Origin of the sequence: Amycolatopsis sp. NBC_01307, from assembly GCF_035975215.1 — a bacterium.
Classification (GTDB): Bacteria; Actinomycetota; Actinomycetes; order Mycobacteriales; family Pseudonocardiaceae; genus Amycolatopsis.
Map to the genome: position 1 here is coordinate 9,149,920 of NZ_CP108403.1, position 26,913 is coordinate 9,176,832.

General features: G+C 71.8%; 28 protein-coding genes and 2 pseudogenes. 15 read left to right on the forward strand and 15 right to left on the reverse strand.

The genetic code is table 11. The annotated features are described in order from the left end of the window. Position 1: 1 nt before the first annotated feature. The 3 genes from OG439_RS40850 to OG439_RS40860 form a co-directional block, all read right to left on the reverse strand. A complete protein-coding gene (locus tag OG439_RS40850; protein WP_326945820.1) occupies positions 2 to 394 on the reverse strand; it encodes a FixH family protein in 393 nt (130 codons plus the stop codon). Continuing rightward, positions 391 to 1,791, reverse strand: coding sequence for a hypothetical protein (locus OG439_RS40855; RefSeq protein ID WP_326945821.1), 1,401 nt, complete (start codon positions 1,789 to 1,791; stop codon positions 391 to 393). The genes OG439_RS40850 and OG439_RS40855 overlap by 4 nt, the downstream gene beginning before the upstream one ends. A gap of 95 nt (positions 1,792 to 1,886) precedes the next feature. After that, complete coding sequence (locus OG439_RS40860; protein ID WP_326945822.1) at positions 1,887 to 2,723, reverse strand: alpha/beta fold hydrolase; 837 nt, start codon at positions 2,721 to 2,723, stop codon at positions 1,887 to 1,889. A gap of 71 nt (positions 2,724 to 2,794) precedes the next feature. Here OG439_RS40860 and OG439_RS40865 point away from each other — a divergent pair, with 71 nt between their 5' ends. Then, a complete protein-coding gene (locus OG439_RS40865; RefSeq protein ID WP_326945823.1) occupies positions 2,795 to 3,337 on the forward strand; it encodes a CGNR zinc finger domain-containing protein in 543 nt (180 codons plus the stop codon). A gap of 21 nt (positions 3,338 to 3,358) precedes the next feature. Here the strand turns inward: OG439_RS40865 and OG439_RS40870 are convergent, their stop codons facing one another. From OG439_RS40870 to OG439_RS40880, 3 genes are read right to left on the reverse strand one after another with little or no spacing between them, the layout of a single operon-like run. Continuing rightward, positions 3,359 to 4,231, reverse strand: coding sequence for an oxygenase MpaB family protein (locus OG439_RS40870; protein WP_326945824.1), 873 nt, complete (start codon positions 4,229 to 4,231; stop codon positions 3,359 to 3,361). Continuing rightward, complete coding sequence (locus OG439_RS40875) at positions 4,231 to 4,806, reverse strand: TetR/AcrR family transcriptional regulator (protein ID WP_326945825.1); 576 nt, start codon at positions 4,804 to 4,806, stop codon at positions 4,231 to 4,233. Before OG439_RS40875 ends, OG439_RS40870 begins: the two co-directional genes overlap by 1 nt. Further along, positions 4,773 to 6,158, reverse strand: a complete 1,386-nt coding sequence (locus tag OG439_RS40880) for an amidase (protein ID WP_326945826.1) — start codon at positions 6,156 to 6,158, stop codon at positions 4,773 to 4,775. The genes OG439_RS40875 and OG439_RS40880 overlap by 34 nt, the downstream gene beginning before the upstream one ends. Positions 6,159 to 6,263: 105 nt before the next feature. On the opposite strand from OG439_RS40880, the gene OG439_RS40885 reads away from it, so the two are divergent. Then, positions 6,264 to 7,292 carry a D-cysteine desulfhydrase family protein gene (locus OG439_RS40885; RefSeq protein WP_326945827.1) on the forward strand — a complete coding sequence of 343 codons (1,029 nt, stop codon included), beginning with the start codon at positions 6,264 to 6,266 and terminating at the stop codon, positions 7,290 to 7,292. A gap of 81 nt (positions 7,293 to 7,373) precedes the next feature. On the opposite strand, the pseudogene OG439_RS40890 reads toward OG439_RS40885, so the two are convergent. Then, a pseudogene (locus tag OG439_RS40890) lies at positions 7,374 to 7,937 on the reverse strand (DUF998 domain-containing protein); the annotation flags it as partial. Between the two features lie 89 nt (positions 7,938 to 8,026). Further along, positions 8,027 to 8,821, reverse strand: a complete 795-nt coding sequence (locus OG439_RS40895; RefSeq protein WP_326945828.1) for a hypothetical protein — start codon at positions 8,819 to 8,821, stop codon at positions 8,027 to 8,029. 90 nt (positions 8,822 to 8,911) lie between these two features. Between OG439_RS40895 and OG439_RS40900 the strand changes: the two genes are divergently transcribed. Then, entirely contained in the window at positions 8,912 to 9,121 is a 210-nt protein-coding gene (locus tag OG439_RS40900) for an ECF-type sigma factor (protein ID WP_326945829.1), read from the forward strand. Further along, complete coding sequence (locus tag OG439_RS40905) at positions 9,121 to 9,648, forward strand: Clp protease N-terminal domain-containing protein (RefSeq protein WP_326945830.1); 528 nt, start codon at positions 9,121 to 9,123, stop codon at positions 9,646 to 9,648. Before OG439_RS40900 ends, OG439_RS40905 begins: the two co-directional genes overlap by 1 nt. Here OG439_RS40905 and yczE read toward each other — a convergent pair. After that, positions 9,645 to 10,292 (reverse strand): membrane protein YczE, encoded by a 648-nt coding sequence (yczE, locus tag OG439_RS40910; protein ID WP_326945831.1) that lies wholly within the window; start codon positions 10,290 to 10,292, stop codon positions 9,645 to 9,647. The two genes, OG439_RS40905 and yczE, sit on opposite strands and share 4 nt — an antisense overlap. 61 nt (positions 10,293 to 10,353) lie before the next feature. Here yczE and yczR point away from each other — a divergent pair, with 61 nt between their 5' ends. After that, positions 10,354 to 11,805, forward strand: a complete 1,452-nt coding sequence (gene yczR, locus OG439_RS40915) for a MocR-like transcription factor YczR (protein WP_326945832.1) — start codon at positions 10,354 to 10,356, stop codon at positions 11,803 to 11,805. Between the two features lie 493 nt (positions 11,806 to 12,298). Here the strand turns inward: yczR and OG439_RS40920 are convergent, their stop codons facing one another. Both OG439_RS40920 and OG439_RS40925 read right to left on the reverse strand, forming a co-directional pair. Further along, positions 12,299 to 13,462 carry a hypothetical protein gene (locus OG439_RS40920; RefSeq protein ID WP_326945833.1) on the reverse strand — a complete coding sequence of 388 codons (1,164 nt, stop codon included), beginning with the start codon at positions 13,460 to 13,462 and terminating at the stop codon, positions 12,299 to 12,301. Between the two features lie 598 nt (positions 13,463 to 14,060). Further along, entirely contained in the window at positions 14,061 to 15,227 is a 1,167-nt protein-coding gene (locus OG439_RS40925; RefSeq protein WP_326945834.1) for a pyridoxal phosphate-dependent aminotransferase, read from the reverse strand. A 29-nt stretch (positions 15,228 to 15,256) separates the two neighbouring features. On the opposite strand from OG439_RS40925, the gene OG439_RS40930 reads away from it, so the two are divergent. After that, on the forward strand, positions 15,257 to 16,555 hold the full coding sequence (locus OG439_RS40930) for a DUF445 domain-containing protein (protein ID WP_326945835.1): 1,299 nt from the start codon (positions 15,257 to 15,259) through the stop codon (positions 16,553 to 16,555). A gap of 283 nt (positions 16,556 to 16,838) precedes the next feature. Here the strand turns inward: OG439_RS40930 and OG439_RS40935 are convergent. Beyond that, positions 16,839 to 16,934: pseudogene (locus OG439_RS40935) on the reverse strand (CGNR zinc finger domain-containing protein); the annotation flags it as partial. 107 nt (positions 16,935 to 17,041) lie between these two features. Further along, positions 17,042 to 17,503 (reverse strand): CGNR zinc finger domain-containing protein, encoded by a 462-nt coding sequence (locus tag OG439_RS40940; RefSeq protein ID WP_326945836.1) that lies wholly within the window; start codon positions 17,501 to 17,503, stop codon positions 17,042 to 17,044. Positions 17,504 to 17,593: 90 nt separating this feature from the next. Between OG439_RS40940 and OG439_RS40945 the strand changes: the two genes are divergently transcribed. Genes OG439_RS40945 through OG439_RS40955 form a run of 3 tightly spaced genes read left to right on the forward strand, consistent with a single transcriptional unit; the run spans position 17,594 to position 18,969 of the window. Beyond that, the gene (locus OG439_RS40945) at positions 17,594 to 17,962 is read left to right on the forward strand and encodes a VOC family protein (protein ID WP_326945837.1); all 369 of its coding nucleotides are present in this window, start codon (positions 17,594 to 17,596) and stop codon (positions 17,960 to 17,962) included. 25 nt (positions 17,963 to 17,987) lie between these two features. Next, positions 17,988 to 18,353 carry a TFIIB-type zinc ribbon-containing protein gene (locus tag OG439_RS40950; RefSeq protein ID WP_326945838.1) on the forward strand — a complete coding sequence of 122 codons (366 nt, stop codon included), beginning with the start codon at positions 17,988 to 17,990 and terminating at the stop codon, positions 18,351 to 18,353. 1 nt (position 18,354) lies between these two features. Further along, on the forward strand, positions 18,355 to 18,969 hold the full coding sequence (locus OG439_RS40955; protein ID WP_326945839.1) for a nucleoside kinase: 615 nt from the start codon (positions 18,355 to 18,357) through the stop codon (positions 18,967 to 18,969). 738 nt (positions 18,970 to 19,707) lie between these two features. On the opposite strand, the gene OG439_RS40960 is transcribed toward OG439_RS40955, so the two are convergent. Then, a complete protein-coding gene (locus tag OG439_RS40960; protein ID WP_326945840.1) occupies positions 19,708 to 20,880 on the reverse strand; it encodes a methyltransferase domain-containing protein in 1,173 nt (390 codons plus the stop codon). Between the two features lie 148 nt (positions 20,881 to 21,028). Here OG439_RS40960 and OG439_RS40965 point away from each other — a divergent pair, with 148 nt between their 5' ends. The 6 genes from OG439_RS40965 to OG439_RS40990 all read left to right on the forward strand — a co-directional run bounded on the left by OG439_RS40965 (position 21,029) and on the right by OG439_RS40990 (position 25,530). Further along, complete coding sequence (locus OG439_RS40965; protein WP_247060220.1) at positions 21,029 to 21,454, forward strand: helix-turn-helix domain-containing protein; 426 nt, start codon at positions 21,029 to 21,031, stop codon at positions 21,452 to 21,454. Further along, the gene (locus OG439_RS40970) at positions 21,451 to 22,137 is read left to right on the forward strand and encodes a hypothetical protein (RefSeq protein WP_247060221.1); all 687 of its coding nucleotides are present in this window, start codon (positions 21,451 to 21,453) and stop codon (positions 22,135 to 22,137) included. Before OG439_RS40965 ends, OG439_RS40970 begins: the two co-directional genes overlap by 4 nt. Positions 22,138 to 22,221: 84 nt before the next feature. After that, entirely contained in the window at positions 22,222 to 22,515 is a 294-nt protein-coding gene (locus OG439_RS40975; protein WP_247060222.1) for a DUF2516 family protein, read from the forward strand. 50 nt (positions 22,516 to 22,565) lie between these two features. After that, positions 22,566 to 23,108 (forward strand): YbaK/EbsC family protein, encoded by a 543-nt coding sequence (locus tag OG439_RS40980; protein WP_326945841.1) that lies wholly within the window; start codon positions 22,566 to 22,568, stop codon positions 23,106 to 23,108. After that, positions 23,105 to 24,112 carry an ornithine cyclodeaminase family protein gene (locus OG439_RS40985; protein ID WP_326945842.1) on the forward strand — a complete coding sequence of 336 codons (1,008 nt, stop codon included), beginning with the start codon at positions 23,105 to 23,107 and terminating at the stop codon, positions 24,110 to 24,112. The genes OG439_RS40980 and OG439_RS40985 overlap by 4 nt, the downstream gene beginning before the upstream one ends. Continuing rightward, a complete protein-coding gene (locus OG439_RS40990; RefSeq protein WP_326945843.1) occupies positions 24,109 to 25,530 on the forward strand; it encodes an aromatic amino acid lyase in 1,422 nt (473 codons plus the stop codon). Before OG439_RS40985 ends, OG439_RS40990 begins: the two co-directional genes overlap by 4 nt. A 389-nt stretch (positions 25,531 to 25,919) precedes the next feature. Here OG439_RS40990 and OG439_RS40995 read toward each other — a convergent pair whose 3' ends face one another. Next, entirely contained in the window at positions 25,920 to 26,855 is a 936-nt protein-coding gene (locus OG439_RS40995; protein WP_326945844.1) for a GNAT family N-acetyltransferase, read from the reverse strand. Positions 26,856 to 26,913: the final 58 nt, after the last annotated feature.

Sequence of the window (26,913 nt, forward strand, 5' to 3'; positions counted from 1 at the left end):
CTTATTTGACCAGCAACGGAAAGACGACCTGCGCGGGCCCGCCGGGGCCGCGCAGCGAAACGGTGATCTCCCACTGCCCGGACATCGGCAGCCCGACGTCCGCGGCGCGGAAGCGGCCGGGCCCGTCCGGCCCGGCGGCCACGGGTGCGAGCGCGTGCCCCATCTGCGCCATGACCGGCGCGACGGTGACGGCTTCGGGCGCCGGCCCGGTCACCGCCACCGCGAACGTGTTACCGCCGATGCGCGGCTGGTCCGCGGAGAACTGCACGGTGTAGGGGCCGGAAGTCGCTTGCTGCGTAGTGGGTTTCGCGCCGCTGCCACCCCACAGCAGCCAGGCGGCCCCGGCCGCGACGACCAGCGCGACCACGGTGATCAGCAACGTCGGGCGTTTCATCGGGCGGCTCCTGTCGTCGGGACGTCGACCACCGCGGGGATGGTGAGCACGCGGTAGCCGCGTTCGGCCTGCAGCCAGATCCGGTACCGGCCGGGTGCGGCGAAGGTGTAGGTGAAGCTGACGTCCGGGCCGTACGCCGCGACCGTCTCGTCGGGCCGGTCGAGCTGGCCCGCGACCGGCGGGATCATGGCGTGGACGTGTGCCCACGTCGGGGCTTTCGCCGCGGCCGCGCCGACGTCCGGCCCGGTGATCGGCCCGGCGACGATGAGGTGGCCCAGCATGCCCAGCCACGGCTGGAGGTCGCCGGTGGGGAAGTGCGCGGTGACGGTGGTCGGCGTGCCGGGGGAGATCGTGAGGTCGACCGGGGTGCCGTCGACCGTGCGCGGGCCGGCGCCGGGTGGTTCGGGCGTGGGCGCGGCGGTGCCCCGAACGTCCACTGTGGACCGGGCCAGCTGGACACCGCCGCCGCGCCGGACGAGTTCCGCGGCCACGGCGTACGTGCCCGCCTCCGGATCGGCCAGCCGGACGCGGTAGTCGCCGGGGCCGACGCGCACCGGGTGCAGGTGGCTCATCCGCCCCGACGGCGAGACGACGACCAGGTGCACCAGCGCGTTGTCGTGGATGAGCAGATCGTCGACCGGCAGCCCGGTGGCGCCGTCGGTGAAGGCCAGCCGCAGGTCACCGGCTTCGACGCGCACCGCGAGGTTCACCGGCGGCCGTGAGTAGTCCACTGTGGACAACTGGGCGTTCGCGTACGGGTCGGTGACGTTGTCGAACGTCGGATCGAGCTGGCTGCCGGGCGCGGGTGGCGGGGGAGTGCTCGCCGACAGCAGCGCGCCGGTGACCGCGACGGCGAGGGCGGCGACCATGCCGCCGGCCGGGATCAGCGCGAACGCCGTCCGCCGCGCCCGGACCCCGACGACCAGCGCGAGCAGCAGGAACACCCCCGCCGCGACGAACCCGCCGTAGGTCGCCCTCTCCCACGGCGGCACGACGCGCGCGGGCACGAGGAACGGGATCGTCGCGGCCGGCCCGGTGCCGTCGCTCAGCGAAAGCAGCCACGGCCCGGGCTTGCCGACCTCCAGCGTCCCCGGGTACACGCCCGGCTCGGCGCCGAGGACGACGTCACCCCGCGACGTCACGACGCCGTCGGCCGCGACGGCCAGGTGCAGCGTGCCGGGCGCGGTGCCCCGGTGCGTCACGACGTCGACCCGCAGCGGCGACGGCGTCGTGTCGACCCGCCGGATGATCACGGTCAGCTCGCGCGCGCCGAGCGTCTGCGCCACCTGGACGTCGGCGCCGGTCGGTGCGCCGTCGGCGTGCGCGGTCCCCGTGCCGAGCGTGATCCCCAGCAAGGCCAGCAGGAGCAGCAAAGTCGCTTTAGGTGTGGTCCCCATCGTGGTCTGAACCTAGCGACGCCGCGGGGTGGCGGGCGTCACGGCGGCGAGGGAACCTCGGTCCCCTCCCCGGGGGACCCGGACCCCCGGAGGTCTCAGGGGTTCAGGAATTTCCGCAGGTGGGAGACGACTTCGCCGGGCTGCTCCTCGGGCAGGAAGTGGCCGCACTCCGCGAGCGCGACGCCGATGACGTCGGTCGCGTACTCCCGCCAGATCTCCAGCGTCGGCAGCGTGCCGAGCAGGCCGTTCGCGCCCCAGAGCGCGAGAACCGGCTGGGTGAGCCGCTTTCCGGCGGCGAAGTCGGCGTCGTCGAGCCCGGCGTCGTCCGGGAAGGACGCGCGGTAGTCGTCGAAGCCGGCCCGCAGCGCGCCGGGCTGGGAGAACGCGCGGACGTACTCGGCGACGGCGTCCGGGTCGAGGGTGTGGCGCTGGTAGGTCCAGCGTTCGTAGAAGTAGCCGAGGTAGCCGGCGATGTTCTGGCCGGCCAGCAGCTCCGGCAGGTCGGGCTGGAGGTGGAAGAGCCAGTGCCAGTAGGCCTTCGCGACGCCGGTGTCGAGGCGCTGCCACATCGCGCGGGTCGGCGCGATGTCGAGCACGGCGAGGCGTTCGACCTGGTCCGGGCGGTCCAGCGCCCAGCGATGTGCGACGCGGCCGCCGCGGTCGTGCCCGGCGACGGCGACCCGCTCGAAACCGAGGTGCTCGGCCAGCGCGGCGACGTCGGCGGCCATGGTGCGCTTGTCGTAGCCCGACTTCGGCTTGTCGGTGCGGCCGTAACCACGTAGGTCGGGGGCGATCACGGTGTGCGTCTCGGCCAGCGGTGCCATGACCTGGTGCCAGCAGTGCGACGTCTGCGGCCAGCCGTGCAGCAGGAACAGCGGCGGGCCGTCGCCGGCGCGCAGGTAGTGCATCCGCAGGTCGTTCACTGTCGCCATGCTCTCTAACCGGTTCAGGGGGTTAGACGGTACGCAGAGTTCTAACCGCATTCAAGGGTTAGGATGGCGGCATGGAATGGGTCTTCGACGGCGGCCGCTCGTGCCTCGACCTCGTCAACACGCGACGCTCCCGGCACACCGAGGGCGTCGAGCTGCTGACCGGTCCGGACGCGCTGGCCGAGTGGCTCGGCCTGGCCGGCTTCACAGCGGGCGCGGTCACGGCCGGGAACGTCCTGGCGGCGAAGGCGTTGCGCGAGGCGATCGACCGCGTGCTGCTCGCCGAGGTGCCCGCGGAGATGGACGTCGACCTGGTGAACAACGCGGCCGCCGCGGCTCCGGCGCCCCCGCCGCGGCTGGCTTTCGTCGACGGTCGCGCGCGGCGCGAGGTCCCGCCGCCGAAGGACCCGGTGGCCACGGCGTTCGCGGCACTGGCGGCGGACGCGATCGATCTGGCGACCGGCGACGCCGCGGTCCGCGTCTGCGCGGCCGACGACTGCGGCCTGCGCTTCAGCGACGCCTCGCCGCGACGCAACCGCCAGTGGTGCTCGATGTCCCGCTGCGGAAACCGCGCGAAAGCCCGCGCCCACTACGCCCGGGTCACCAAGGGGTCGTGAGTGGTAAAGAGGGTTAGAACCCTAATTACCACTCACGACCGCGCCGGGGCCGTCGTCGTGGCGCACCAGCAGCCGGTAGGCGCGGGGGTGGGCGCGGAACCAGACGTTCAGCTTCCCGACCCAGCGCATCGGCGCCGTCCGCAGCCACGCCGGGATCGGCGTGCAGGCCAGCCGCACGAGGCCCGCGAACCACGTGAACCGTCGCTGGTCGCGGTCCGTCCACTGTAGACCGAGGCGGGCCCGGACCGCCGGCGGCAGCGTCGCGCTGATCAGGAACAGCTGGCCGCGGACGTGCCGCCGCCACCACGAGTCCGGCAGCCACGAGACCGGCTTCCGGACCGTCCGGAACGTCTCGAAGAGCGTCTCGAGCGTCGCGTTCGGCTCGAAACCCGCGACCATCCCGTCGTAGTAACGCTCGAACGCGGCCCAGTCCGGCGGCAGGTCCTGCTCGCGTACGCCGAGCAGCCGGCCGATGTCGCACATCTGCGCGTAGTACTCGTCCAGCTCCGAAGTGGACAGTGGACGGCCGAAGAACCGTTGCGCGTCAACGGGAGCCTTCACGAGCGTGGCGTGCACCCAGGCGTACGCGGCCGGGTTCAGCGCGCTGTACCGATGTCTGTCGGAGACGCCGGTGAAGCCGCGGTGCAGGGAACGCAGCCGCTCGGCTTCGACACGCGCGCCCGCGTCGCCGCCGTAGACGTAGATCGCGAGCGACGCGACGGTGCGCATCAGCCGCGTCCACGGGTCTTCCGTGTAGTTCGAGTGATCGCGCACGCCGGCCGCGACGACCGGGTGCGCCACCTGCAGCACCAGGACCTGCCCGGCCAGCAGCCCGTCGCGGAAGTCGCCGAAGTACTTCCACGCGGCTGTCCCGCGCACGATCGGCCGGGCCATCAAGCGCCGCGGATCAGCATCATCAACGGCTCGGCGATCGGCGTCGCGGTGTCGCCGGTGGCCAGGCGGCGCAGCTGCAGCCCGGCGATCAGCGCGACGACCGGCCCGGCCAGCCGGCGCGGATCCGGCACGGCCAACGCTTCGAGGATCGTCACGGCGAGTTCGTCGTACGCCGCGAAGCAGCGCGAAGACGCTTCGCGCAGCTCCGGGTCGCGCGCGGACTGGAGGTACAGCTCGTGCGCGCCGAGCTCGTCGGCGCCGAACGGCAGCTGCGCGATCACGTGCTCGACGATCGTCGCCGCCTGCTCGAGGCTGAGGCCGTCCGACCGGTGGCCGTCGACGATCGCGCCGAGCTTGGTGGTCTCCTCCTCGACGAACAGCAGCATCGCCTCGCGCAGGAGCGCCGTCTGGCTGGGGAAGTGGTAGGTGAGCGTGCCGAGCGAAACCCCGGCCGCGGCGACGATCCGGCGGTTCGTGAGGCCGCCGACGCCGTGCTCGCCGACGACGGTCAGCGCGCCGCGCAGGATGGCTTCCCGGGTGCTTACCAGCTTGTCTCGGGATGCCGCTCCGGCCACCGCTCGACCTCTTCCAGTTGCGCGGCAAGCGAAATCAGCCGCTCCTCGGCGTGCGACGGGCCGAGCAGCTGGGCCCCGAGCGGGAGCCCGCCTGCCGTGCGCCCGGCCGGGACACCGACCCCCGGCCAGCCCAGCACGTTCCACGGCCAAGCGTACGGGCAGGCGGCGATCATGGCCTGGTCGGTCTCCCAGGCGGAGAGGCCGTCGAAGGTGCCGATCGGCGGCGGTGGGGTCGCGGTCGTCGGCGTCAGCAGGACGTCGACGCGGCCGAAGACCGAGCCGATCCGGCGGTGCAGCCCCGGCTCGAGCGCGCGGGCGAGCCGCAGCGCGGGCCCGGCGAGCAGTCGGCCCTGACCGGCGTTGCTGCGGGTGCGCGGGTCGAGCCCGGCGCGGTCGGGCACCCGCAGCGTCCAGTCGCGGACGCCGGTGAGCGAGCGCGGCAGGAACGTCAGGCCGATCAGCCCGTAGTCCGGCTCGATCTCGACGATCTCGTGACCCAGCCCGGCGAGCGACTCGGCGAGGCGGCGCACGGCGGCTTCGACGACCGGGTCGAGCCGGGTCCTGGTGGCGGTGAACGGGATCCGCGTCGACAGCCCGATCCGCAGCCGCCCGGGCTCGCGGGCCGCGGCCGTCTGGAACGTCCGCCCGGTGCCCGCGGTGGTGTCGAGCAGCAGGGCGGCGTCTTCGACGGTGCGGGCGAGCGGGCCGAGCACGGTCAGGCCGTGGAACAGCTCGCCGTCGGTGGGGACGCGGCCGCGCTGGGGCTTGATGCCGACGAGCCCGGTCCACGCGGCGGGGATCCGCACCGAGCCGGCGCCGTCCGAGCCGAGCGCGGCCGCGATGACCCCCGACGCCACCGCGGCCGCGCTCCCGCCCGAGGAACCGCCGGGCGTGTGCCCGAGGTCCCAGGGGTTGCGTGTGGTCCCGAAGGCCGGCCCTTCGGTGAACGGCCATTGGCCCAGCTCGGGCGTGTTCGTCTTGCCGATGATCACGGCGCCGGCCTCGCGCAGGAGCGCGACGGCGGGCGCGTCCCGGGTGGCGGCGGGGAAGGTGCCGGCACAGCCGAACGCGGTGGGCAGGCCGGCGAGGTCGACGTCGTCCTTGATCGCGACGGGCACCCCGAGCAGCGGCCCGCGTTCACCGGCCGCGAGCCGCCGGTCGGCCGCGGCGGCGTCGGCCCGGGCGTCGTCGTCGCGGAGGTAGCGGAAGGCGTTGAGCGTGGGCTGGCTCGCGTGCGCCCGGCCGAGCGCGGCCGCGGTCAGTTCCGCCGCGGTGACCTCGCCCGCGGCGAGCTGGGCGGCCTGCGCGGCGAGCCCGGTGAAGTCGAGCCCGGTCTTCGGTGTCGCGGTCATGGCTGCCCCCGGGGTTCTCGTTCGTTCGAACGAACGTTACCGGATACCGACGGTCTCCGGCCACTCCCGCTTTACTGTGGGCGGACAACCGAGCCTGGAGGGCCGATGACGTTCGACTTCGACCGATTCCCGACCGCCGCGCTGGACGCCGTGCCCCGCGTCGACCTGGGTGGTTGGCCGACGCCGCTGCACGAAGCGCCCCGGCTCGGCGAAGCCCTCGGCCTGCCGAACCTCCTGCTCAAGCGCGACGACGTCCACCCGCTCGGCGCGGGCGGCAACAAACTCCGCAAGCTGGAGTACCACCTCGGCGCGGCCCTCGAGGCCGGCGCGGACACCGTCATCACCTTCGGCGCGCTGCAGACCAACCACGGCCGCCAGACCGCCGCGGCCTGCGCGAAGCTCGGCCTGCGTTGCGAACTCGTCCTCACCGCGAAGGTCCCGCGCGACGGCGACGCGTACGAGCACTCCGGCAACATCCCGCTCGACTGGCTCTTCGGCGCGACCGTCCACGTCTGCGCCGACGGCGAGGAGACCGGCCGGACGTACGACCGGCTCGTCGCCGAAGCCGCGCAGGAAGGCCGGAAGATCGCCATGGTCCCGGTCGGCGGCTCGAACGACCTCGGCGCGCTCGGCTACGTCCGCGCCACCCACGAACTCGCGACCCAGCTCGCCGAACGCGGTATCGAGCGCGCCCACCTCGTCGTCCCGCACGCCAGCGGCGGCACGGCGGCCGGCGTGGCCCTGGCCGCCGGGCTGCTCGGCGGCCTCGGCGTCGGCGTCGCCTGCGTCAGCCACCCGCTCGACGAGGCGACCGAGAACCTGCGCGAACTCACCTCCGGCGCGGCGAAGCTGCTCGGCGTCGAACCGCCGTCGCTCGACCACGTCCGGCTGGGTGACGCCACGCTCGGCCCCGGCTACGGCATCCCGACCGACGCGGTCTGGGACGCGCTAAGGCTGTTCGGGCGCACGGAAGGTGTCGTGCTCGACCCGGTCTACACCGGCAAGGTGGCCGCCGCGCTGATCGAGTGGGCGGGGCACTTCGCCCCGGACGACCACGTGGTGTTCCTGCACACCGGCGGCATGCCCGGCCTGTACGGCTACGCGCCCGAATTCGCGGCGGCCGTCGAACGCTGACTCCAGCCGGGTCGCCACCCGCAGCAAGGTGAACAGCAGCACGACGTCCGCGAGCAGCAGCGCCCGCTGCGTGACGCCGATCGGCACCACGTCCGATACCGCGTGGAACGGTTCGACGCCGGCTTCGCTCAGCCGCACGAACACGAAGCTCAGGGCGAAGAGGCCGAACGCGACCGCGCTCAGCCGGAGCGCGCGGACGACGAAGACGCGCTCCGGCCGCCCCTTCAGCGGCTCCAGCAACGTGAACGCCGCCCCCGGGAGGCTGCAGAACGCGACCAGGCACGCGTAGAGGTGGACCTCGCCGCTCAGCGGGTTCGGCGCCTCCGGGTAGCTCGCCGGGAACACCGCGGCGGCGGCCATCCCGAGCGACCAGAGCGCGAGCAGCAGCCGCGTGGTCCGCGACAGCGGCACACCCGCGACGTGCAGCGCGCCGAGCACCGCCAGCGAGCCGACGGCCAGCGACAGCACGCTCGCCGCGAGCATGCCCTCACCCCGGTCCGTGACGGTGTAGCTCGACAACGTGTCGTACACCGGGTCGTGCGAGCTGATGATGTGCAGCACCACGGCCGTGAACAGCCCCCAGCCGATCGCGCACACCGCGACGAGCCGCCACGGGCGGGTGCGTTTCCCCTGTTCCGTCCCCATGCCGTCCAGGGTCCCGAAGAACCGGACGGCGGTGATCCGGGAAGACCCTGAATAACCCCTGGATCAGACCCCTGGATCAGACCCCGGAATCAGACTCTGGAACAGGCCGCGAAGTCGACGAGGACGAGCGCCTGGTCGTCGTGGCGTTTCGGGCGCGGCCAGCGGTCGCCGTCCGGGTCCTGCTTCTCCGCTGTGCGGACGGCGTCGAGCACCGCGTCCGGCCCCTTGGCGCGGGTGGTCGCCAGGACTTCGCGCCAGTCGAACAGCGTGTACTGGTCGACGCCGATGGACACGCCGTCGCTCGCGAGCAGGACGGCGTCGACGTCGGCCCGCGGCCAGCTGCGCCGGACCGAGTGCGCGGCGGCGCCCGGATCGGCTTCGGCGACCCAGAAGCCGTCGTGGGCGTTGCGCCGGCGCCGGACGTCGGCGCCGGTCTGCAGCATCCCGCGTCGCCGCAGGCCCGCGAGCCGGTCGTCCGAGACGACGTCGACGCCCTGGGTGCCGAAGTCCCTGGAGTCGCCGAAGCCGATCACCGGGCTGTCGGCCAGCACCAGTGCGTCGACGCGGTCGTCGAGCCAGCGCACGGCCGCGACGGTGCTCGACGGCGAGCGCTGGGGGCGCAGCTCGTTCTCCGCCGTGACGACGGCGATCGCGGTGGTCAGGACGTCGGTGAGGTCGGCTTCGGGCGTGGTGCGCAGGTCGTCGGCGAGCCGCCGGGCCAGCCGTTCCGCGTACCAGCCGCCCGGGGGCAGCGAGGGGTCCGACGAGGTGGCGCCGTCGAGGAGCAGAACCGCGTTGTCCAGCACGACGACGTGGTCTTCGGTCGGGCGGGGGTGGCCGTCGGCGCCCACCCCGGCCCGCTCGGCGATCACGATCTCGGGCATCACCCGACTGTACGGCTCCAGGGCGGGTTCCTCGCGCTGACGACGTCAACTCAGGTTGACAAGGTCGAGACGTCAACGTAGGTTGACATCATGACGGAAGCGACGGACCTGGCCGCCCGGGCCGGCGACCGCGATCCCCGAGTGGGACTGCGAGCGGTCGCCGCGCTCCGGCGGCTGGTGGAACAACTGGAGACCGTGCAGGTCCGCAGTGCGCGGATGCACGGGTGGTCGTGGCAGGAGATCGCCGCCGAGCTGGGGGTCAGCCGGCAGGCCGTGCACAAGAAGTACGGGAGGCACTGATGTTCGAGAGGTTCACCGAAGACGCGCGGATGGCGGTCATCGAGGCGCAGATCGTGGCGCGGGAGTCCGGGTCGGTGGAGATCGCGCCACCGCACCTGCTCGCCGGGCTGCTGAAGGCCGACGTCCCGTTGCTCGCCGAGCTGGGCGTCTCCACCGAAGACGTCACCGCGGAACTGGAGCGCACCCGGCGCCGCGGCGGGGTCAGCGACACCGACGCCGAAGCGCTCACCGAGTTCGGCATCGACGTCGAGCAGATCGTGGAACGCGTCGAGCAGACCTACGGCGCGGGCGCCCTCGCCGGCCGGCTCGGCAAGGCCAGGCGCGGGCACATCCCGTTCACCGCCCAGTCGAAGAAGACGCTCGAGCTGAGTCTCAAGGAAGCCGTCCGGCTGGGGGACAAGCACCTGGGGCAGGAGCACATCCTGCTGGCGCTGGCCCAGCAGCGCGGCACCGACGACGTCCTCGCCCGCCGCGGCGCCGACTACATCACGCTGCGGCGGACCGTGCAGCAGCGCAAGAGCGCCTAGTGAACGGGCTCCTGCTCTTCGCGTTGCGGTTCGCGCCACACGACCAGGGGCAGCAGGACCTGGGTCAGCGGACCGATCGCGAGGGCGTAGAGCACGGTGCCGACCCCGACGGTCCCGCCGAGCAGGAACCCCGCGCCGACCACGGTGATCTCGATGCCGGTCCGGACCAGCCGGACCGACCAGCCGGTGCGCCCGGCGAGCCCGGTCATCAGGCCGTCGCGGGGGCCCGGGCCGAGCCGGGCGCCGACGTAGGTGGCGGTCGCGACGGCGTTCAGCAGGACCCCGCCGACCAGGAGCGCGATCTGCCAGCCGAGGTCGTGCTGGTCCGGGAGCACCGCCCGGACCAGGTCGACCACCACCGAGATGACCACGACGTTCGCGATGGTGCCGATCCCGGGCCGCTGGCGCAGCGGGATCCACAGCAGGAGCACGGCCACCGAGACCACGCCGGTCACGGTGCCGAACGTGAGACCGGTGCGTTTCATGACGCCTTCGGCCAGCACGCTCCACGGTTCGAGGCCCAGGCGGGCCCGGGTGACCAGGGCGACGCTGGCGCCGTAGAGGGCGAGGCCCGCGAACAGCTGGAAGCTGCGGCGGGCGGGGTCACGGGAGATCCGGACGGGCCGGAGATCGATCTGAGCCACGTCACCACTATCGACGTCAAGTGGCCTTGTAAACCATAGCCAATTCCAGGATATTGGTCTGATGGAACCCACGCTCCCACTGGGTGGACGCATCTCCGGTCCGCGACTGGCCGTCATGCTGGGCTCGTGGCGGCAAGGCTCCCGGCAGGGCGCGGCCGACCTCGCCGCGGCCATCGAGCTGCAGGTGCTCGACGGTCAGCTCCCGCTCGGCACCCGGCTGCCAGCCGAGCGCGAGCTGGCCGACGCGCTCGGCGCCAGCCGGACGCTCATCGGCGGCGCGCTGGACCGGTTGCGGGACAATGGGTTCGTCGCCAGCCGCCGGGGCGCGGGGTCGTGGATCGCCGCGCCGGGGCGGCGGCGCCGCGAGCCGCTCGCCGCGGCCGGCGACGACCTGATCGACTTCACCCACGCGTCCTCGCCGGCCATCCCGGGCATGATCGGCGCGGTCGACGTGGCCCGCCGCGAGCTCCTCGGCCACCTGGGGGACCACGGCTACCAGGAGCGTGGCCTGCTCGGCCTGCGCGAGAAGATCGCTCAGCGCTACACCGAGCGCGGGCTCCCGACGACGGCCGCGCAGGTCATGGTCACCAACGGCGCGCACCACGCGTTCGTGCTGGCCCTGCGCATGCTCGCGGGCCCGGGCGACCGGGTGCTGGTCGAGCAGCCGACGTACCCGAACGCGCTGGAGGCGATCCGCGCCGCGCACGCGATCCCGGTGCCGGTGGCGCTCGACCCGACCGGCGCGCGCGGCTGGGACATCGCCGGCGTCGACGCGGCGCTGCGCCAGGCGGCCCCGCGGTTCGCCTACCTCGTCGTCGACTTCCAGAACCCGACCGGCCTGCGCCTGGACGCCGAAGGGCGCGAACGGCTCGGCGCCGTCCTCACCCGCGCGCGGACGCCGGTGGTGGTGGACGAGACGCTGGTGGAACTGGACCTCGAGGGTGATCCGCTGGACGGCCCGCCGCCGCTGGGCGCGTTCGCCGGCGACCTGGCGATCTGCGTCGGCTCGGCGTCGAAGTCGCACTGGGGCGGGCTGCGGATCGGCTGGATCCGCGCGTCGGAGGACCTGCTCGGCCGCCTGGTTTCGGCGCGCTACGCGGTGGACCTGGGGTCGCCGGTGTTCGAGCAGGTGGTGTTCACGGAGCTGCTGGGCGACGAGGGCTGGGCCGCGCTGGGCCGCCGTCGCACGGAGCTGCGCGGCAACCGCGACGCCCTGGTTTCGGCGGTGCACACGCACCTGCCGGAGTGGACGTTCAGCCTGCCCGATGGCGGGCTGTCGCTGTGGTGCCGGATGCCGGAGCCGGTGAGCTCCCGGCTGGCGGTGGCGGCCGCGGGGCACGGCATCCAGATCGCGCCGGGCTCGCGCTTCGGCGTCCACGGCGGCCTGGAGCGCTGGATCCGGCTGCCGTTCTCACTGCCGCCGGAGCGGATCGACGAAGCCGTCCGGCGGCTGAGCGCCGCGGCGGCCGCGGTCCAGGGCACCCCGCGTTCCCTGGACGTCCCGATCTCCTGAAAGAACAAACCGGTGCGCCGGATGCGAGCCTGCTCCCAGGGATGGGCGGCGTTCGTGTGCATCCGGCGCACCGGTCTGTTTCCACCACCCGCAGCGGTACGTGACTCCGCTGCGGGTACCGCGGCTTCCCGGCACAGCCCCTCGACGTGCCGGGAAGCCGGCGGCTCAGGCGGGCTCTCGGTAAAGCGAGTCCCTGCTCGGCGCGGTGAGCAGGAACTCCCGGAGCACGCCCGGTGTGGGTCCCGGCGTCGCAGGGGCAGTGCGACGCCGGGACCGGGATCCGACCCGGCCGGGCGCGGTCGGCCGGTCGGAAAGACTGTGGGTGGTGCGCATGGAAGGCCCCTGGGGTACGTCGGACGCGGTTACGCGTCACGAGACGTGAAAGAGTCACGGATTACGTACTTGAGCAGGGAAAACACTACGCGTTATCAGCGTGGACGTCCGGCAAGATGATCTTGTTTTGGACGCAGTTCTCCCCGGTTACCCGGTCGGGTCAGTCGGGGGAGGTGGTGGGCAGGGCGGCTTCGCGCCCCGCGCCGTCGACGTCGTGGTCGCGGCTGGCTCCGATGAGCTTCAGCTGCGTGGTGGTCACGTCGTCGGAGTGCACCGCGAACTGCGGGCGGGCGCCGCCGGGGCCGTCGTGGCCCGGGGCGGCGCTGCTGGCCGGCGCGCTCGGCGCCGACGTCCCGCCGGGGAGGCCGGGAAGACCGGGGGTGGAGTCGCCGCCGCCCGTGGCGTGGACGCCGGAGTCGCGCGGCTGCTCCTGGTGGACGGCGGGCAGCGTGTTCTGCACCTCGACCAGGTGAACCACCGCGGTGCGGGTCTGGGTTTCTTCCGTCGCGGCGACCGGCGTCGACGTCGGCGTCGCGACGGACGTGGTCTCGGTGGCGGGGGTCGTCACCTGCGTGACGACGCCGCTCACGGCGTCGGGCACCGTCGCCGTGACGCCACCCGCGTTCGACCCGCCGTTGAGGACCGGGTCCAGGATGTCGTCGAGCGGGAGCAGCACTGGCGCGTCCGGGTTGTTCGCAGACGGCTGGGTGAGCGGCGCGAGCACCGTGTGGCTGAGCGTGTCGGTGACGGCGGCGACGGTGTGCGTGACCGCGCCGACGGTGTCCGTGACGGTGGTGAGCGTCCCGCCGACGACGTTGAGGACGCCACCGACGAGCCCGCCGAGCAGGCCGCCGGACGTGGCCGTCGTGGTCTTCTTGGCCGAAGGCGCTTCGTCGGTCTGGACGTCCTTCGTGGACTGTTGCTTCGCGCTGACCTTCGCCAGGCTCTGCTGCTTGACCGACTGCTTCTCGACCGACTGCTGCTGAACCGACTGCTTCGTCTCCGCGGCCGGCGTTTCGTCCGTCTGCGTTGTGTCGTCGGTCTTCGTGCCGTCGTCGGACTTCGGCTGCTGCGCGCAGGTGGCGGCGCCGTTGTCCCGGCGGCTCGTGCGGTGGTGGCCGTGCTTGCCGTGCTCCACAGTGGACTCCGAAGAGCGGGACACCGAAGAGTGCGGGCAGGACGACGTCGTCGTCTCGGCGGCGGAAGCGGTGTTGCCGGCCAGTGCGGCGCCGAGCAGCCAGCCGGCCAGCGTCAGCCCGCCGGCGAGCAGGATCCGGGCCGCGGGCCGGGGCAGCGCTGCCGCCCACGGGCGCGGAGCGCGCATCCGCGAAGGGGTTTCACCGGCTGTGAACGCGGGCCGCGCCGGGGCGCCGGGGCGCACGAATACCGTGCCACTCACCGCCACCACCACCATCCGCGCCTGAGGCTCTCGCGATGCCCGCTCGAGTCTGATCTTGCTGGGGTCTTTCTCCGGCCAGGTCGCAGATCCCCCGGGGCTGCACTCTTTCTAGCACCGCTCGGGAGTCTTTCATCTCTCCCGCGTTCTATCCAGCCCGTAGGGCGGAACGGCCCTACCGGGCAAGGTATCTACGGCCGACGAGTTGATCACTCTCAGTGCCGTTCGGACGCCTCTCTGCGGCCATTCGGACGAGTGCCGGAGTTGGGCCCATTCGGCGTTGACCTGATGTTTTCGTCGGCCGGGTCGCGGACCGTGCCCGAACGGTCGCGCTGGGTGCTTGTTCGCCTATTTCGACGAACCGATCAGCATGTTTCCGAATTGTGAGACGGCAGGCTGCGGTCCGTGACCATCGGCGGCCGGACGGCGGCGTTCGCGCGCTTCCGGCGGTGGCAGAGCGTCACGAAGCGATGCGGCATGTGAGGGACTCGCGTCGCCGGCGCCGCGGACGCGCCGCCGTCGGACGTCAGACCAGTTTGCGCAACCGGGTGATGGCCTCGTCGATGACGTCGTTGCGCTTGCAGAACGCGAAACGCAAAAGATGTTTCCACTCGTCCGGGTGATCGGTGAACACCTTGACGGGCACCGCGGCGACCCCGACCCGGCCGGGCAGCTCCCACGCCAGATCGGCCGCATCCGTGAAACCGAGCGGCCGGACGTCGACGCAGACGAAGTAGGTGCCCGCCGTCGGCCGCACGGTGAACCCGGCGTCGGCCAGCCCGGCCGAAAGCCGGTCGCGCTTCTCCTGCAGGCTCGCGCGCAGGCCGTCGACCCACGGCAGTTCGTGGTCGAGCGCGTGCGCGACGGCCGGCTGCAGCGGCCCGCCGGAGACGAAGGTGATGAACTGCTTCGCCGCCTTGACCGCGGCGACCAGCTCGGGCGTCGAGCAGACCCAGCCGATCTTCCAGCCGGTGCAGTTGAACGTCTTGCCCGCGCTGGAGATGCTCACGGTCCGCTCCCGCATGCCGGGCAGCGTGGCGAGCGGAACGTGTTCCGCGTCGTCGAACACCAGGTGCTCGTAGACCTCGTCCGTGATCGCGATCAGGTCGTGCTCGACGCAGAGCGCGGCCAGCGCCTCGAGCTCGGCGCGGGTGAACACCGTGCCGGTCGGGTTGTGCGGCGAGTTGACGAGGATCGCCCGGGTCCGCGGCGTGACGGCGGCCCGCAGCCCGTCGACGTCGAGGCCGAACCGGCCGTCCTCGCGCTCGATCAGCCCGACGACCCGGCGCTGGGCGCCGGCCATCGCGACCGCGGCGGCGTAGGAGTCGTAGTAGGGCTCGATGACGACGACCTCGTCGCCGGCCTCGGTCAGCGCCATCAACGCTGCCGCAATGGCCTCCGTGGCGCCCGCGGTGACCAGGATCTCCGTGTCCGGGTCGTACTCGGTGCCGTAGCGCAGCCGGTGCCGCGCGATGGCCGCGCGCAGCTCGGGGCGGCCGGGCCCCGGCGGGTACTGGTTCGCGCCGCCGAACAGGGCGTTCTTGGCCGCGTCGAGCATGCCGGCGGGTCCGTCGGTGTCCGGGAAGCCCTGGCCGAGGTTGACCGCGTCGTGCTTGACGGCCAGCGCCGTCATCTCGGCGAAGATGGTCGACGTGAAGGGCCGCAGCCGGGGGACGAGAGCAGGTTCGCGCACGATCAGCGATCCTCGCGGACAATGGTGGTGTGGAGCAACTGACCCCCGCCAAGGTGACCCCGGCCGATCCGCCGGGCGGCGCAGCCGGTGAAGCGGAAAAGCGGCGCGCGCTGCGCAAGATGAAGCTGGTCGCGCTGTCGTTCCTGATCGGCGCGACCGTCGTGTTCCTGCTGGCCGGCTGGGCGCAGTCCAGCGGCTGGGCGGGCTGGGTCGGCTACGTGCGGGCCGCGGCCGAGGCCGGCATGGTCGGCGCGCTGGCGGACTGGTTCGCCGTCACGGCGCTCTTCCGGCACCCGCTCGGCCTGAAGATCCCGCACACGGCGATCATCCCGAACAAGAAGGACGCGCTGGGCAACAGCCTCGGCGAGTTCGTCGGATCCAACTTCCTCTCCGAGGAGGTCATCCGCGACAAGCTCAAGCGCGTCGAGATCGCCCGTCGCCTGGGTGCCTGGGTGGCGCAGGAGGACAACGCCGAGCGCGTGACGTCCGAGCTGGCCACGATGGTCCGGGCCGCGGTCCGGGTCCTCCGCGACGAAGACGTCCAGGCGATCATGGAGCAGGCCGTCGCGCGGCGGATCATCGACAAGCCGTGGGGCCCGCCGCTGGGCAAGATCCTGCAGGGCGTCTTCGCCGACGGCGCGCACCACAAGCTCGTGGACCTGATGTGCGACCAGGCCTACGAGTGGGTGCGCGAGAACCACACGACGATGCTGCGCGTGGTGTCCGACCGGGCGCCGAGCTGGTCGCCGAAGTTCGTCGACGAGATGCTCGCGGACAAGGTCTACGGCGAGGTGCTCTCGTTCGCGTGGGCGGTCAAGACCGACGTCAACCACCCGATGCGCTTGGCGCTGGACAAGTTCCTCGGCGAGTTCGCACAGGACCTGCAGACCAACCCGGACGTGATGGCCCGCGCCGAGCAGGTCAAGGGCCAGATCGTGCACCACGAAGAGGTGCAGCGGCTGATCGGCTCGGCCTGGAGTACGGCCAAGGAGATGCTCCTCAACGCGGCGGAGGACCCGTCGAGCGAACTGCGCCGGCGCGTCCGCCTGGGCCTGATGTCCCTGGGCACGCGCCTGGTCGAGGACGACCAGATGCGCGGCAAGGTGGACGGCTGGGTCGAGGGCGGCGCGGTGTACCTGGTGAAGAACTACTCCCAGGAGATCACCACGATCATCACGGACACGGTGGAGCGCTGGGACGCCGAGGAGACGTCCCGCAAGATCGAGCTCCAGGTGGGCCGTGACCTGCAGTTCATCCGCATCAACGGCACGGTCGTGGGTGCGCTCGCCGGCCTCGTCATCTACGCCGTGGCGGAGCTGCTGTTCTGACGGCCGTTCCGTATACCACACCCGAGAGAGGTTCAAACCAGTTGTCCACAGGAAGCTGAGTTATCCCCCGGGTTATCCACAACTTTTCACGGTGATGGCCTAACGGCTGTCCACAACGTGTGGGGGCAACCCCGCCCGGGCCGTGGATATGTGGTGCTGGTGTGGCGAGTTGTCCACAGCTGGTCGGGTGTCGACCGCTCGAATGAGAGTCTCAACCAGTGGCCGCGCGGGCCTGTGTCGTCCACCTGAGTACGCGGTGTCGTCCGCCGAGGCGCAGCCGCCATCAGCCAGTGGCCGCGCGGGCCCGCCGGCCGCGTGCCTTCTCGCGGTTGCCGCAGACGCGCATCGAGCACCAGGTCCGCGACCGGTTGCGCGGCTCGGGCGGTTGGTCGGGCCCGGCCGGCTGCGGTCGTCGTCGGCCGCTCGTATCGATCTTCGGGTGTTGCCTGCGCGCACCGCCGGTGGTGTAGGCGGATCGTTCCGCCGTCAGCCAGTGGCCGCGCGCGCCCGCCAGCCGCGCGCCTTCTCGCGGTTGCCGCAAACGCGCATCGAGCACCAGGTCCGCGACCGGTTGCGCGACTCGTCGTAGAACGCCCACAGGCACGTGTCGGCGGGGCAGATCTTCAGCCGGATCCAGTCGCCGCGCACGACCAGGCGGGTGCAGGCGGCGAACACCGCGCCGACGACGTCGTCCGCCATCAGCGCCGGGCCGGCGTCGGTGAGCGAGATCCGGGTGCCCACGTCGACGCTGCCGCCGGGCAGCCGCGGATCGCCGATCGAGGCCCGCAGCGCGTCCCGCGCCGCACGGGCCTCGGCGGCCGGGTTGGCCGTCAGCGCGTGCCCGGCCGCCCACTCGCGCCACGGCCCGGGATGTTCGAGCAGGTCCGCGCCCTCTTCGACGTTGACCGTGTTGAGGAACTCCACCACGAGGGAAGCGTCGGTGTGCACCGAACCAGTGTACGGCGGAAGGTGGTTGCACCCTCGTGCGCTAACCCACATAATTCGTTCACTGGTTATCCGTGATCGAAGGGAGCGACGATGGGTGCGGTACCGACGCTGGGTGTGGTGGCCATCGACTGCCCCGACCCGGTGGCTCTGGCCGAGTTCTACCGGGCGGTGCTGGACTGGGGCGCACCCGACGTCTCCGACGACGGCCACTGGGTGACGCTGCCCAACCCGGCCGGCGGCGCGGGCATCGCGTTCCAGCGGGTGCCCGACTACCGGCCGCCGGCGTGGCCGTCCGCGGAAAACCCGCAGCAGATGCACCTCGATCTCGAGGTCACGGACATGGAAGCGGCGCACGCGCGCGTGCTGGACCTGGGCGCGAAGCTCCTGGACGACAAGCCGAAGGGGTTCCGCGTCTACGCCGATCCGGTGGGCCACCCGTTCTGCCTCTGCGCCTGCTGAGCCGAATATGCGTAGTCTCGGATGAGTGATTTGTCCGAAGTGTCAGAACCAGATGCGAACCGTGGACAAGAACGGCGTCCACATCGACCAGTGCGAGGGCTGTCGCGGGATCTTCCTGGACCGCGGTGAGCTCGAAGCCATCGCCGGTGCGGAAACCTCCTTCTACGGCGGCCAGCAGCCACCGCCGTACGGCGGGGCGGCCCCGCAGTACGGCCGGTCCGACTCGCCGCGTCCGTACCGGGGCGGCGGCTACCCGGACTCGCCGAAGGGGTACCGCGGCGGCGGTTACTCGGATTCGCCGCGGCCGCACCGCGGCGGGTATTCGGATTCGCCGAGGCCCCACGGCCACGGCCACCGCAAGCGCGGCTTCCTCGAGAACCTCTTCGACTGAAGTGGCGCTCGACCTGCGGATCTGCCCGTCGTGCGGCGACCGGGCAGACCGCCCGGTCGCCATCGGCGCGGAACTTTCGTGCGTCCGGTGCGGACACCGGTGGCCGTTTCGCAGGCTGCCGCTGTTCGCGCTGACGGGCCCCAGCGGCGCCGGCAAGTCGACGGTGGGCCCCCTGCTGACGGCACGCTTCGCGGGCGAAGTGGTGGTGCTGGAGCAAGACGTCCTATGGGCGGACGCCCTGCGCGGCGACATCCGAGCGTTCCGCGCGGCCTGGCTCCGGATGGCGGCGATGCTGCACCAGAACGGCCGCCCGGTGGTCCTCTGCGGCACGGTCGCGCCACCGGAGCTGGAGCCGCTACCGGAACGCGTGTTCTTCAGCGAGATCCACTACCTGGCCCTGGTCGGCTCGGCGGAGTCCCTACGCCGCAGGCTGCGCGCCCGCCCGGCATGGCGCGAGTGGGACGAGCCGCGCATCGAGGAGATGCTGGAGTTCAACGACTGGCTCCAGAAGTCGGCACCGGAGCTGGGCGTGGACATCTTCGACACCACAGACGTCCCACCGGAAGCAACGGCGGACCACGCGGAGAAGTGGATCCGGTCCCACCTGCCGGGTTAAGCCGGATTGAGCGCGACTGAGCGCGACTGTCAAGTCCGCCATCCACAGGCCGAAAGTTGTCCACAGATTTCCGCACCCCCCGTTTTCGCAGGTCAGTAGCGATACGCTGGGATCGGGGACGCCCCCCTGGGATGGGTGGGGGCCGCCCTGCGGCGAGTCGCTCTTTCTCGGCGCGACCTGAGCGGGAAACGTCAGATGGCGGGCTGCTGCCGTCGGGCTTTGGCGTGAGCAGGGCTGGGGGCCGGTGCAGGTCGCGGGCTCGTCGCCACGCCCGGCGCGGCCGGTTCCCGCCGCCGCGGGCCCCGGCCTAGCGAACCCCGGCCGGCCGGGTCGACTCGGCTGCGACTTCGCCTCGCGAACCCTGGCCGGCCGGGTCGACCCGGCCGCGGCTTTGCGGTGGGCTGCCCCCCCCGGTCGGGGCGAGCTGCTGTTGGCGTGAGCCGCGGCTTACGGGTGGGCTGCTGCCGTCGGGGCGAGCTGCTGCGGCGTGAGCTGTGGTTCTTGCGGGCGTCGGCGTGAGCCGCTGCCTTTGTGGCGGGCTGCTTCGGTCAGGGTGAACTGCTGTGGCGTTAGCCGCGGCCTTGCGGTGGACTGCTCCGGTCGGAGCGAACCGCTGTTGGAGTGAGCCGCGGCCTTCGGGGTGAGCTGCTCCGGTCGAGGCGAACTGCTGCTGGCGTGAACTGCGGCCGTCGAGGGCGCGGCCTGCGTCAGCGTGAGCCGCGGCTTCGGCATAGCGCGTCAGGCCAGCGGCCAGGTGGGGCCGTCCGGGGCGTCGAGCCAGAACTCCTGGCGCTCGCCGGTCACCGTCACCCCGAAGCGGTCGCGGTCGGGCTTGTCCAGCTCGCACCACTCCACGTACGCCGCTTCGGCGACCTCCCACAGCGCTCGCGGGCCGCCCTGGGCGACTTCGTTCGCGCCGGCGCGTTTGCGGTGGCGGACCCAGGAGCCGTCCGGGTGCACCAGTGCGAGGCCGGCCTCGCCCGGGCCGCCCGCGGTGTTCGGGTCGAGGCCGTCGTGCTCGCGCACCGCCCGGACGCCCGGCAACGACAGCCCGGCGAAGAACTCGAACTGCTTGCGCGGCTGGAGCACCATCGACATCGGCAGCCGCGTCTGCTCCCAGTCGTCACGCGACGGCATCGGCAGCGGGTCCGCCTCCGGCAGCCGGTGCGCGCGAAGCGGCATGAAGCGGCCATCGCGCGCGAGGACCGGGCCCTGCCCAGTGCCGTCCTCACCCACGACGAGCCGGACCAGCCCGGCACCGATCGGCCGGTTCAGCGTCGTCACGATCAGCCCGCCCGGCACCGTCTGCTCCAGCCACGTCGGCGGGATCGACGTCACCGACGCCGTGCACAGCACCCGGTCGAAGACGGTCCCCGCCGGAAAACCGAGCGCGCCGTCGCCGACCGCGCAGGACGGTCGGTAGCCCGCCTCGGCCAGCCGCTCGCGCGCGTCGGCGGCGAGCACCGGGTCGATGTCCACTGTGGACACCTGGCCGGCACCGCAGCGGTGGCTGAGCAGCGCGGCGTTGTACCCGGTGCCGGTGCCGATCTCGAGCACGCGCTGCCCGTCCCGCACCCGCAGCTCCTCGAGCATGATCGCCATGATCGCGGGCATGCTCGACGAGCTCGTGGGCGTGCCCGTCACCGGGCCGGTGGTCCGGGCGAGCTCCCAGCGGCCGGGGTCGTCGTCCAGCTGCGTGACCAGGACGTCGCGTGAGTAGACGGCCTCCAGCCACGCCGGGTCGCCCCGGTCGACCGCCGCCCACAGCCCGCCCGCCCGCGTGAAGAACCGCGGCAGGAAGACGTGGCGGGGCACCGCGCGGAACGCGGCGATCCATTCCGGGGCGTGCAGGACGTCCTCGTCGAGCAGCAGCTCGACGAGCCGTCGCCGCAGCCGGCCCGAGCTCGTCATGCGACCACGTTAGCGGTGAGCACCACCACACCCGATGTGCAAGCAGAGTGCTTGCAATAGCTAGCACGCGCGCGTAGCGTCGTTGGTGTCGCAAGGAGGTGACCGGATGACAGAAACCGGTGGGACGCAGCCAGGATCCGGCAGCCCCATGGAGAAGGTCGCGGACCTCGCTTCCGACATCGGCGAGTACATCCGCCAGCAGCGCAACACCGCGAAGATCTCGTTGCGCCAGCTGTCGAAGCTCGCCGGAGTGTCCAACCCGTACCTGAGTCAGATCGAGCGCGGGGTCCGCAAGCCCAGCGCCGAGATCCTGCAGCAAATCGCCAAGGGACTGCGCATTTCAGCTGAAGCGCTGTATGTGCAGGCCGGGATCCTCGATCTGCCGACGGGCGGTCCGGTGGGCGACGCGATTCGCGCCGACGCCGAGCTGACCGAGCGGCAGAAGCAGGTCCTGCTCGACGTCTTCGAGTCCTTCCGACGGGAGAACGCCGCGGCACGGCCGGCCGCCGAATCCCCCACCGCAGACACCACAGACACCTCGCCAGCCGCAGACACCAAGAAGGAGTCAGCATGACCACCCCCAAGACCGAAGACGTCAAGAAGGCCGTCAACACCGCCCTCGACCAGGTCCGCACCCCGCTGCTCGCCGCGCTCGGCGCCGGCAACCTGGCCGGCCAGGCCGTCACCGACGCCGTGGCCAAGGCCCGCGAGAACGTGGCCAAGAGCAGCGAGAGCGCCCGCAAGAATCTGCAGGAGCTGCCGACCGACGTCGAGAGCCTCCGCGAGAAGCTGGACCCGGCCGAGCTGCGCAAGGTCATCGACGAGTACACCGAGGCCGCGCTGAAGCTGTACAACAAGCTGGCCGAGTCGGGCGAGCAGGCGTGGGACAAGTTCTCCGCGCAGCCGCAGGTCAAGAAGGCCATCGAGCAGCTCGAAGAGGCCCTCACCACCGCGCAGGGCCAGGTCGAGGACGTCACCACCGACGTCCGCGAGCGCGTCGACGGCGTGCTGTCGACCTTCACCAAGCGCACCCGCTCGGTCGGCGAGAAGACCGCCCGCAAGGTGACCGAGGTCGCCGGCGAAGCTGCCGAGGCCGTCGAGGAGCTGGGTGACGACGTCGCCCACGAGACCCGCTCGGTGTCCCGCAAGGTCGCGAACAAGACGGCCCCGAAGACGGCCGCCCCGGCCCGCCGGACCACCACGACGACCACCAGCACCGCCGCGAAGAAGCCGGTCGCGCCGAAGACCGACAAGTAAAAACGCCGTGAACACCCGGCCCCGCCATCGGACCTCCGGTGGCGGGGCCGGGGTCGTTCGGGCGGTTTGCCGTAAGCTGTGGCTGTGCTAGTTGCCTACTGGATCCTCGAAGTCATCCACTGGGGCAGCGCGCTGGTCGGGCTCTTCGCCTTCGTGCACGCGTTGCTGCAGCGTGCCGACGCCTATTCGGCCGCCGACCGCAAGACCAAGCCCATCTGGATGCTGATCACCGGCGGCTCGACGCTCGCCATGGCGCTGTTCAGCGTGATGGGCCCGGGGATGATCTTCTGGGTGCCCGCGATGGCCGCGGCGCTCGTCTACATCGTGGACGTCCGCCCCAAGCTCATCGAGGTCCAGCGCGGTGGCTCCAACTGGTGAGCTCCTTCCCGCCCCCGTCGCACTCGGCGGGGGCGCTGTTTAATGGGGTCGTGACCTGGACCATCGCCGGGAGCTTGACTGTCGTTCCCGCCCCCACGCGTACTGACCTCCTCGCCGAGCCCGTCGCCAAGGCGCTGGCCGCGCTAGCCGAGCCGGATGCCATCGGCGTCACGGAAATCGACCCGTCGCTGGCCGACACGGCCGCCTTCTGCGAGGCCTACGGCTCGCCGCTGACGGCGTCCGCGAACTGCGTCGTCGTCGCCGGCAAGCGCTCCGGCGAAGTCCGCTTCGCTGCCGCGCTCGTGCTCGCGACGACCCGCGCCGACGTCAACGGCGTGATCAAGCGCCGCCTCGACGTCCGCAAGGCGTCGTTCGCGCCGATGGACGAAGCCGTCTCACTCACCGGGATGGAGTACGGCGGCATCACGCCCGTCGGCCTGCCCGCCGAGTGGCCGATCCTGATCGACAAGGCCGTCGCCGACGCGCCCGAGCTGGTCATCGGCAGCGGGATCCGCGGCAGCAAGCTGCTGATCTCCGGCGCCGCGCTGGCCGCGCTGCCCGGGGCCGAGGTCATCGAGGGTCTCGCGCAGTGACGTCGGTCTGGCTCCGGTACCTGACCGGCGCCGACATCGATTCGCTCGGTGTCACGGACGCGGACATCGTCGGCGCGGTCGAGGACGTGCTCACCGACCACGGCCGCGGCCAGGTCGTCTTCGAGCCGCGTATGCACCTCGTGCCGGACAACGGCGGCAAGGGCCACTTCAACATCCTTCGTGGCCACCTGTCGGCGAAGCAGGTCAGTGGCGTCAAGGTCGTCGGTGACTTCGTGGGGAACTTCGAACGGGGCCTCCCTTCGGAAATGGCGTTGATCCTGCTGCTGGACCCGGACACCGGCATGCCGCGGGCGATCGTCAACGGCACGATGATCACCGAAGCCCGCACCGGCGCGATGACCGCCGTCGGCGCGAAGTACCTCGCCCGCCCGGACTCGCGGGTGCTCGGGCACATCGGCGCCCGCGGTACCGCTTGGTGGAACGTCGTGCTCCTCGACTCGTTGTTCGACTTCGCCGAGATCCGCGTGACCAGCAAGCGCCCGGAGTCACGTGAGGACTTCGGCCGCCGGCTGTCCGAGCGGCTCGGCAAGGACGTCCGCGTCTGCGCCACGGCCGAGGAGACCCTGGACGGCGCGGACATCCAGGTCGAGGCCTCCCGGCTGGTCGAACCCGAGGCGCTGGTGCGCCGCGAGTACCTCCGGCCGGGCACCTTCCTGGTGCCCTACGGCACGATCAGCGCGCTGGAGCTCACGCTGCTCGACGACATCGACAAGGTCGTCGTCGACGACTGGCGCGAATCGCAGTCCGGCAACCCGCGATTCGGCGCCCTGCGCCCGCAGCTCAACGCCGGCCTCCTCACCGCGGACGGGGTCCACGCCGAGATCGGCGACATCGTGGCGGGCAAGAAGCCCGGCCGCGAGCACGACGCCGAGCGGATCCTGTTCTGGCACCGCGGACTGTCCACAACGGACGTCGCGGTGGCGAACATGATCCTGGCCCGTGCCGAGGCTTCCGGCGTCGGCACCATGCTGCCGTACCGATGATCGTCACCGGAAGCGATTTCGCCGACGGTGAACGGTTGGTTCTGACCAAACCGCTGGTAGAAGCCCTGAAAGCGCGTCGGGACGAGGTCTTGACGGCCCTCCGAAAGGGTGAAAATCCGGTGTACGGCGTCAACACCGGGATGGGCCGCCTCGCAGGCGTCGCGCTCGACGCGCGGCAGCAGGCCGAACACCAGCGCAACCTGCTGATCGGTCGCGCCGTCGGCGGCCCGCCGTGGTTGCCGCCGGAAGACGTCCGCGCGCTGCTTGTGGTGCGGCTGCGCGACTTCCTGCGCCCGTGGTCGGGCGTGAGCCCGGACCTGGTGCAGTTCCTGGTCGACCGCCTGAACGACGGTTTCACCCCGGCGATTCCGCGTACCGGACTCGGCAGTTCGGGCGAGATCATCCCGCTGTCGCACGCTTTCCAGACATTCCTCGGCATCGGCACGGTCCTCGAAGACGGCGTCGAGACGCCCGCGGCCGAGGCGCTCGCCGCGCGTGGCGCCACGCCTTATGTCCTCGGACCGAAGGAAGGCGCGTCGCTGATCCAGGGATCTCCGCTGGCCGTGACGCACGCGCAGCGCGGCTGGGCGGAGGCGCGGCGACTGATCCGCCTGCAGACGCTGACAGCGGCCTTCGCGATCGACGTCCTCGGCGCACCCCGCGCGGTGTTCGCACCGGTCATGGCCGGCGGCGACGACCACCTGCGGCGTCTGCTGGAAGAACTGAACGAACTGGTCAGTGGCGGTTTTGTGCGTCCGGACGTCGTCCAGGCGCCGCTCTCGGTGCGGGTCGCACCGCGCGCCTTGGCGCACGCGGACCGCGTCGCCACGGACCTGCGCGAGACGTGGCTGCGCTGGGAGTCGATGCCCGGGGATTCGCCGTCGTTCGTCGACGGCGAGTTCGTGCCGGGCACCGGCTACCACGCGGTGGACCTCGGACTGCGGATGGACGCGCTGACGGCGGCGCTGATGCACGTCGGCGAGGTGTCGGTGCAGCGGATGCATCGGCTGCTGGACGAGCGCTTCAGCGGTCTCCCGGCGCAGCTCACGGCCGATCCCGGGCCGCGAGCGGGACTGGTGCCGCTGCACAAGCGCGCGGTCGGTGAGCTGCACGCGCTGCGCCGCCTCGCGACTCCCGCGACCCTCGGCTCGATCGACACCTCGGCCGGCCAGGAGGACGTGCAAGCGTTTGCGTGGGCGGCGGGGGAGCAGCTGCGTTCGGCTGCGGCGCACTTGTTCGCGATCACGGCGTGCGAGCTGATCACGGGCTCCCAGGCGCGATATCTAGCTGGAAGCGACGGCGCCGCCGGGCTCCGCGAGTCGTACGAATGGGTGCGATCGGTGGTGCCACCGCTGGACGAGGATCGTCCGCTCGGGCCCGAGGTCGGGCGCCTGATCGCCGCCTGCCGGGCCAGCTGATCATCCGGCTGGTTGCCGGGCTTGCGTTGGTCGCGCTGCCGGAGGTCACCTTGCCGCAGCGGCTGGTCGCCCGTCCGTGGGTCAGCCCTGTGGACCGATTGATCGTCCGGACGAGAAGGCGGGCCTGTCCTGCCGGTTAATCGGCCGGACGCAATCCCGTCGATTGCCGCTGCTCGCCCCGTTTCAACGCGCCGAACATCCTTGCTACACAAGGCTTGTCCTCTTCTGCTCCCCGCGCGTGGGGACGCCCCCGGTCTCAACTCTATCGGCCAGCGCCGACGTTTTCGGGCCGCGCAAGGGAAATCCACCGAGTTGTCCACAGGTCGATCCCGATGTGGATAACCGCCCCGAATCCGGCCCCGAATCGGACAGGCCGCGCATCGCGGCCGCTACGTTCGTTGGTGTGCGCCCTCCGGGGACGCGGACCCCGAGGAAGGAGGGATACGACAGCGGGTCCGGGTGAAGGTGAGGGTGCGCGCATAAGGGCGGAAGCCGAGATCGCGATACAACGGGAGGGCAGCTGGGGACTTCGGATCACCGATCACGGGATACACCACGGCTTCGCGAGCGCCGGCGTCACGCGCCGCGTGCAGCGCGGCGAGGCACACCGCGCGGGCCAGACCCAGCCGTCGGAACTCCGGCAAAGTTCCGACGGGCTCCAGCTCGCCGACGGCGTTGCGGTCGTCGAGCCAGATCAGGCATTGGGCGGCGAACCGGCCATCGGGTGCTTCCATGACCCAGTCCAGCCGGTTGCGGTACGGCCAGGCTCGCATGACATTGCGGTAGCTCGGTTCGGTCACCCGCGACGGGTGCCACACCGCACGATGCACGGCCACGCGCCGGGCCAGATCGTCCGCTCCGACCGGGCGGAGGGTGAACCCGCCGGGCACCACCGGTTCCGGCAGATCTTCGAGGAGGCGAGACATATACGACTGGTGAACGGATTTCTCCGGAAGCGCGTAACCGCTCTGCTCCAACGCGGCGATGACATGCTTCTCGGCGTCGAGCACCGTGACAGTGAGCTCGGCGGCGGTGGCGGTGTCCTCGAACCAGCCGAGCACTTCGGACGCGAGTTCGGGGCGGGCCGGATCGACGAGCAGCGCCAGCCCGCCGGGTAGCGAAACCCAGCCCCAGGCGACGACTTCGGGACCCGCTTCCCACAGCACGGTCGGCCACTCGGCTTCGCGGCCCAAGTGCTGGAACCGCTGCCACGCGAGATCCCCGACGTGCACCGAACTCGACCGCGACCAGATCCGCTGGGCCAGGCTCTGCATGGCCCGCAGGTCCTCCGGACCGGTGTAGTCGCGGCGCGTGACGGCGGGCATGGGCAGAATCGTCCTGTGCCGCGGTGGCTCCTGCCAAGCGGATTTCGGAGGGGTGGGT

Coding starts and splice junctions, on each gene's coding strand:
- OG439_RS40855 (WP_326945821.1), bottom strand. CDS start 1,791: ATGGGGACCACACCTAAAGCGACTTTGCTGCTCCTGCTGGCCTTGCTG.
- OG439_RS40860 (WP_326945822.1), bottom strand. CDS start 2,723: ATGGCGACAGTGAACGACCTGCGGATGCACTACCTGCGCGCCGGCGAC.
- OG439_RS40880 (WP_326945826.1), bottom strand. CDS start 6,158: ATGACCGCGACACCGAAGACCGGGCTCGACTTCACCGGGCTCGCCGCG.
- yczR (WP_326945832.1), top strand. CDS start 10,354: ATGGAACCCACGCTCCCACTGGGTGGACGCATCTCCGGTCCGCGACTG.
- OG439_RS40885 (WP_326945827.1), top strand. CDS start 6,264: ATGACGTTCGACTTCGACCGATTCCCGACCGCCGCGCTGGACGCCGTG.
- OG439_RS40945 (WP_326945837.1), top strand. CDS start 17,594: ATGGGTGCGGTACCGACGCTGGGTGTGGTGGCCATCGACTGCCCCGAC.
- OG439_RS40870 (WP_326945824.1), bottom strand. CDS start 4,231: ATGGCCCGGCCGATCGTGCGCGGGACAGCCGCGTGGAAGTACTTCGGC.
- OG439_RS40995 (WP_326945844.1), bottom strand. CDS start 26,855: ATGCCCGCCGTCACGCGCCGCGACTACACCGGTCCGGAGGACCTGCGG.
- OG439_RS40920 (WP_326945833.1), bottom strand. CDS start 13,462: ATGCGCGCTCCGCGCCCGTGGGCGGCAGCGCTGCCCCGGCCCGCGGCC.
- OG439_RS40895 (WP_326945828.1), bottom strand. CDS start 8,821: ATGCCCGAGATCGTGATCGCCGAGCGGGCCGGGGTGGGCGCCGACGGC.
- OG439_RS40990 (WP_326945843.1), top strand. CDS start 24,109: ATGATCGTCACCGGAAGCGATTTCGCCGACGGTGAACGGTTGGTTCTG.
- OG439_RS40965 (WP_247060220.1), top strand. CDS start 21,029: ATGGAGAAGGTCGCGGACCTCGCTTCCGACATCGGCGAGTACATCCGC.
- OG439_RS40905 (WP_326945830.1), top strand. CDS start 9,121: ATGTTCGAGAGGTTCACCGAAGACGCGCGGATGGCGGTCATCGAGGCG.
- OG439_RS40970 (WP_247060221.1), top strand. CDS start 21,451: ATGACCACCCCCAAGACCGAAGACGTCAAGAAGGCCGTCAACACCGCC.
- OG439_RS40900 (WP_326945829.1), top strand. CDS start 8,912: ATGACGGAAGCGACGGACCTGGCCGCCCGGGCCGGCGACCGCGATCCC.
- OG439_RS40850 (WP_326945820.1), bottom strand. CDS start 394: ATGAAACGCCCGACGTTGCTGATCACCGTGGTCGCGCTGGTCGTCGCG.
- OG439_RS40865 (WP_326945823.1), top strand. CDS start 2,795: ATGGAATGGGTCTTCGACGGCGGCCGCTCGTGCCTCGACCTCGTCAAC.
- OG439_RS40960 (WP_326945840.1), bottom strand. CDS start 20,880: ATGACGAGCTCGGGCCGGCTGCGGCGACGGCTCGTCGAGCTGCTGCTC.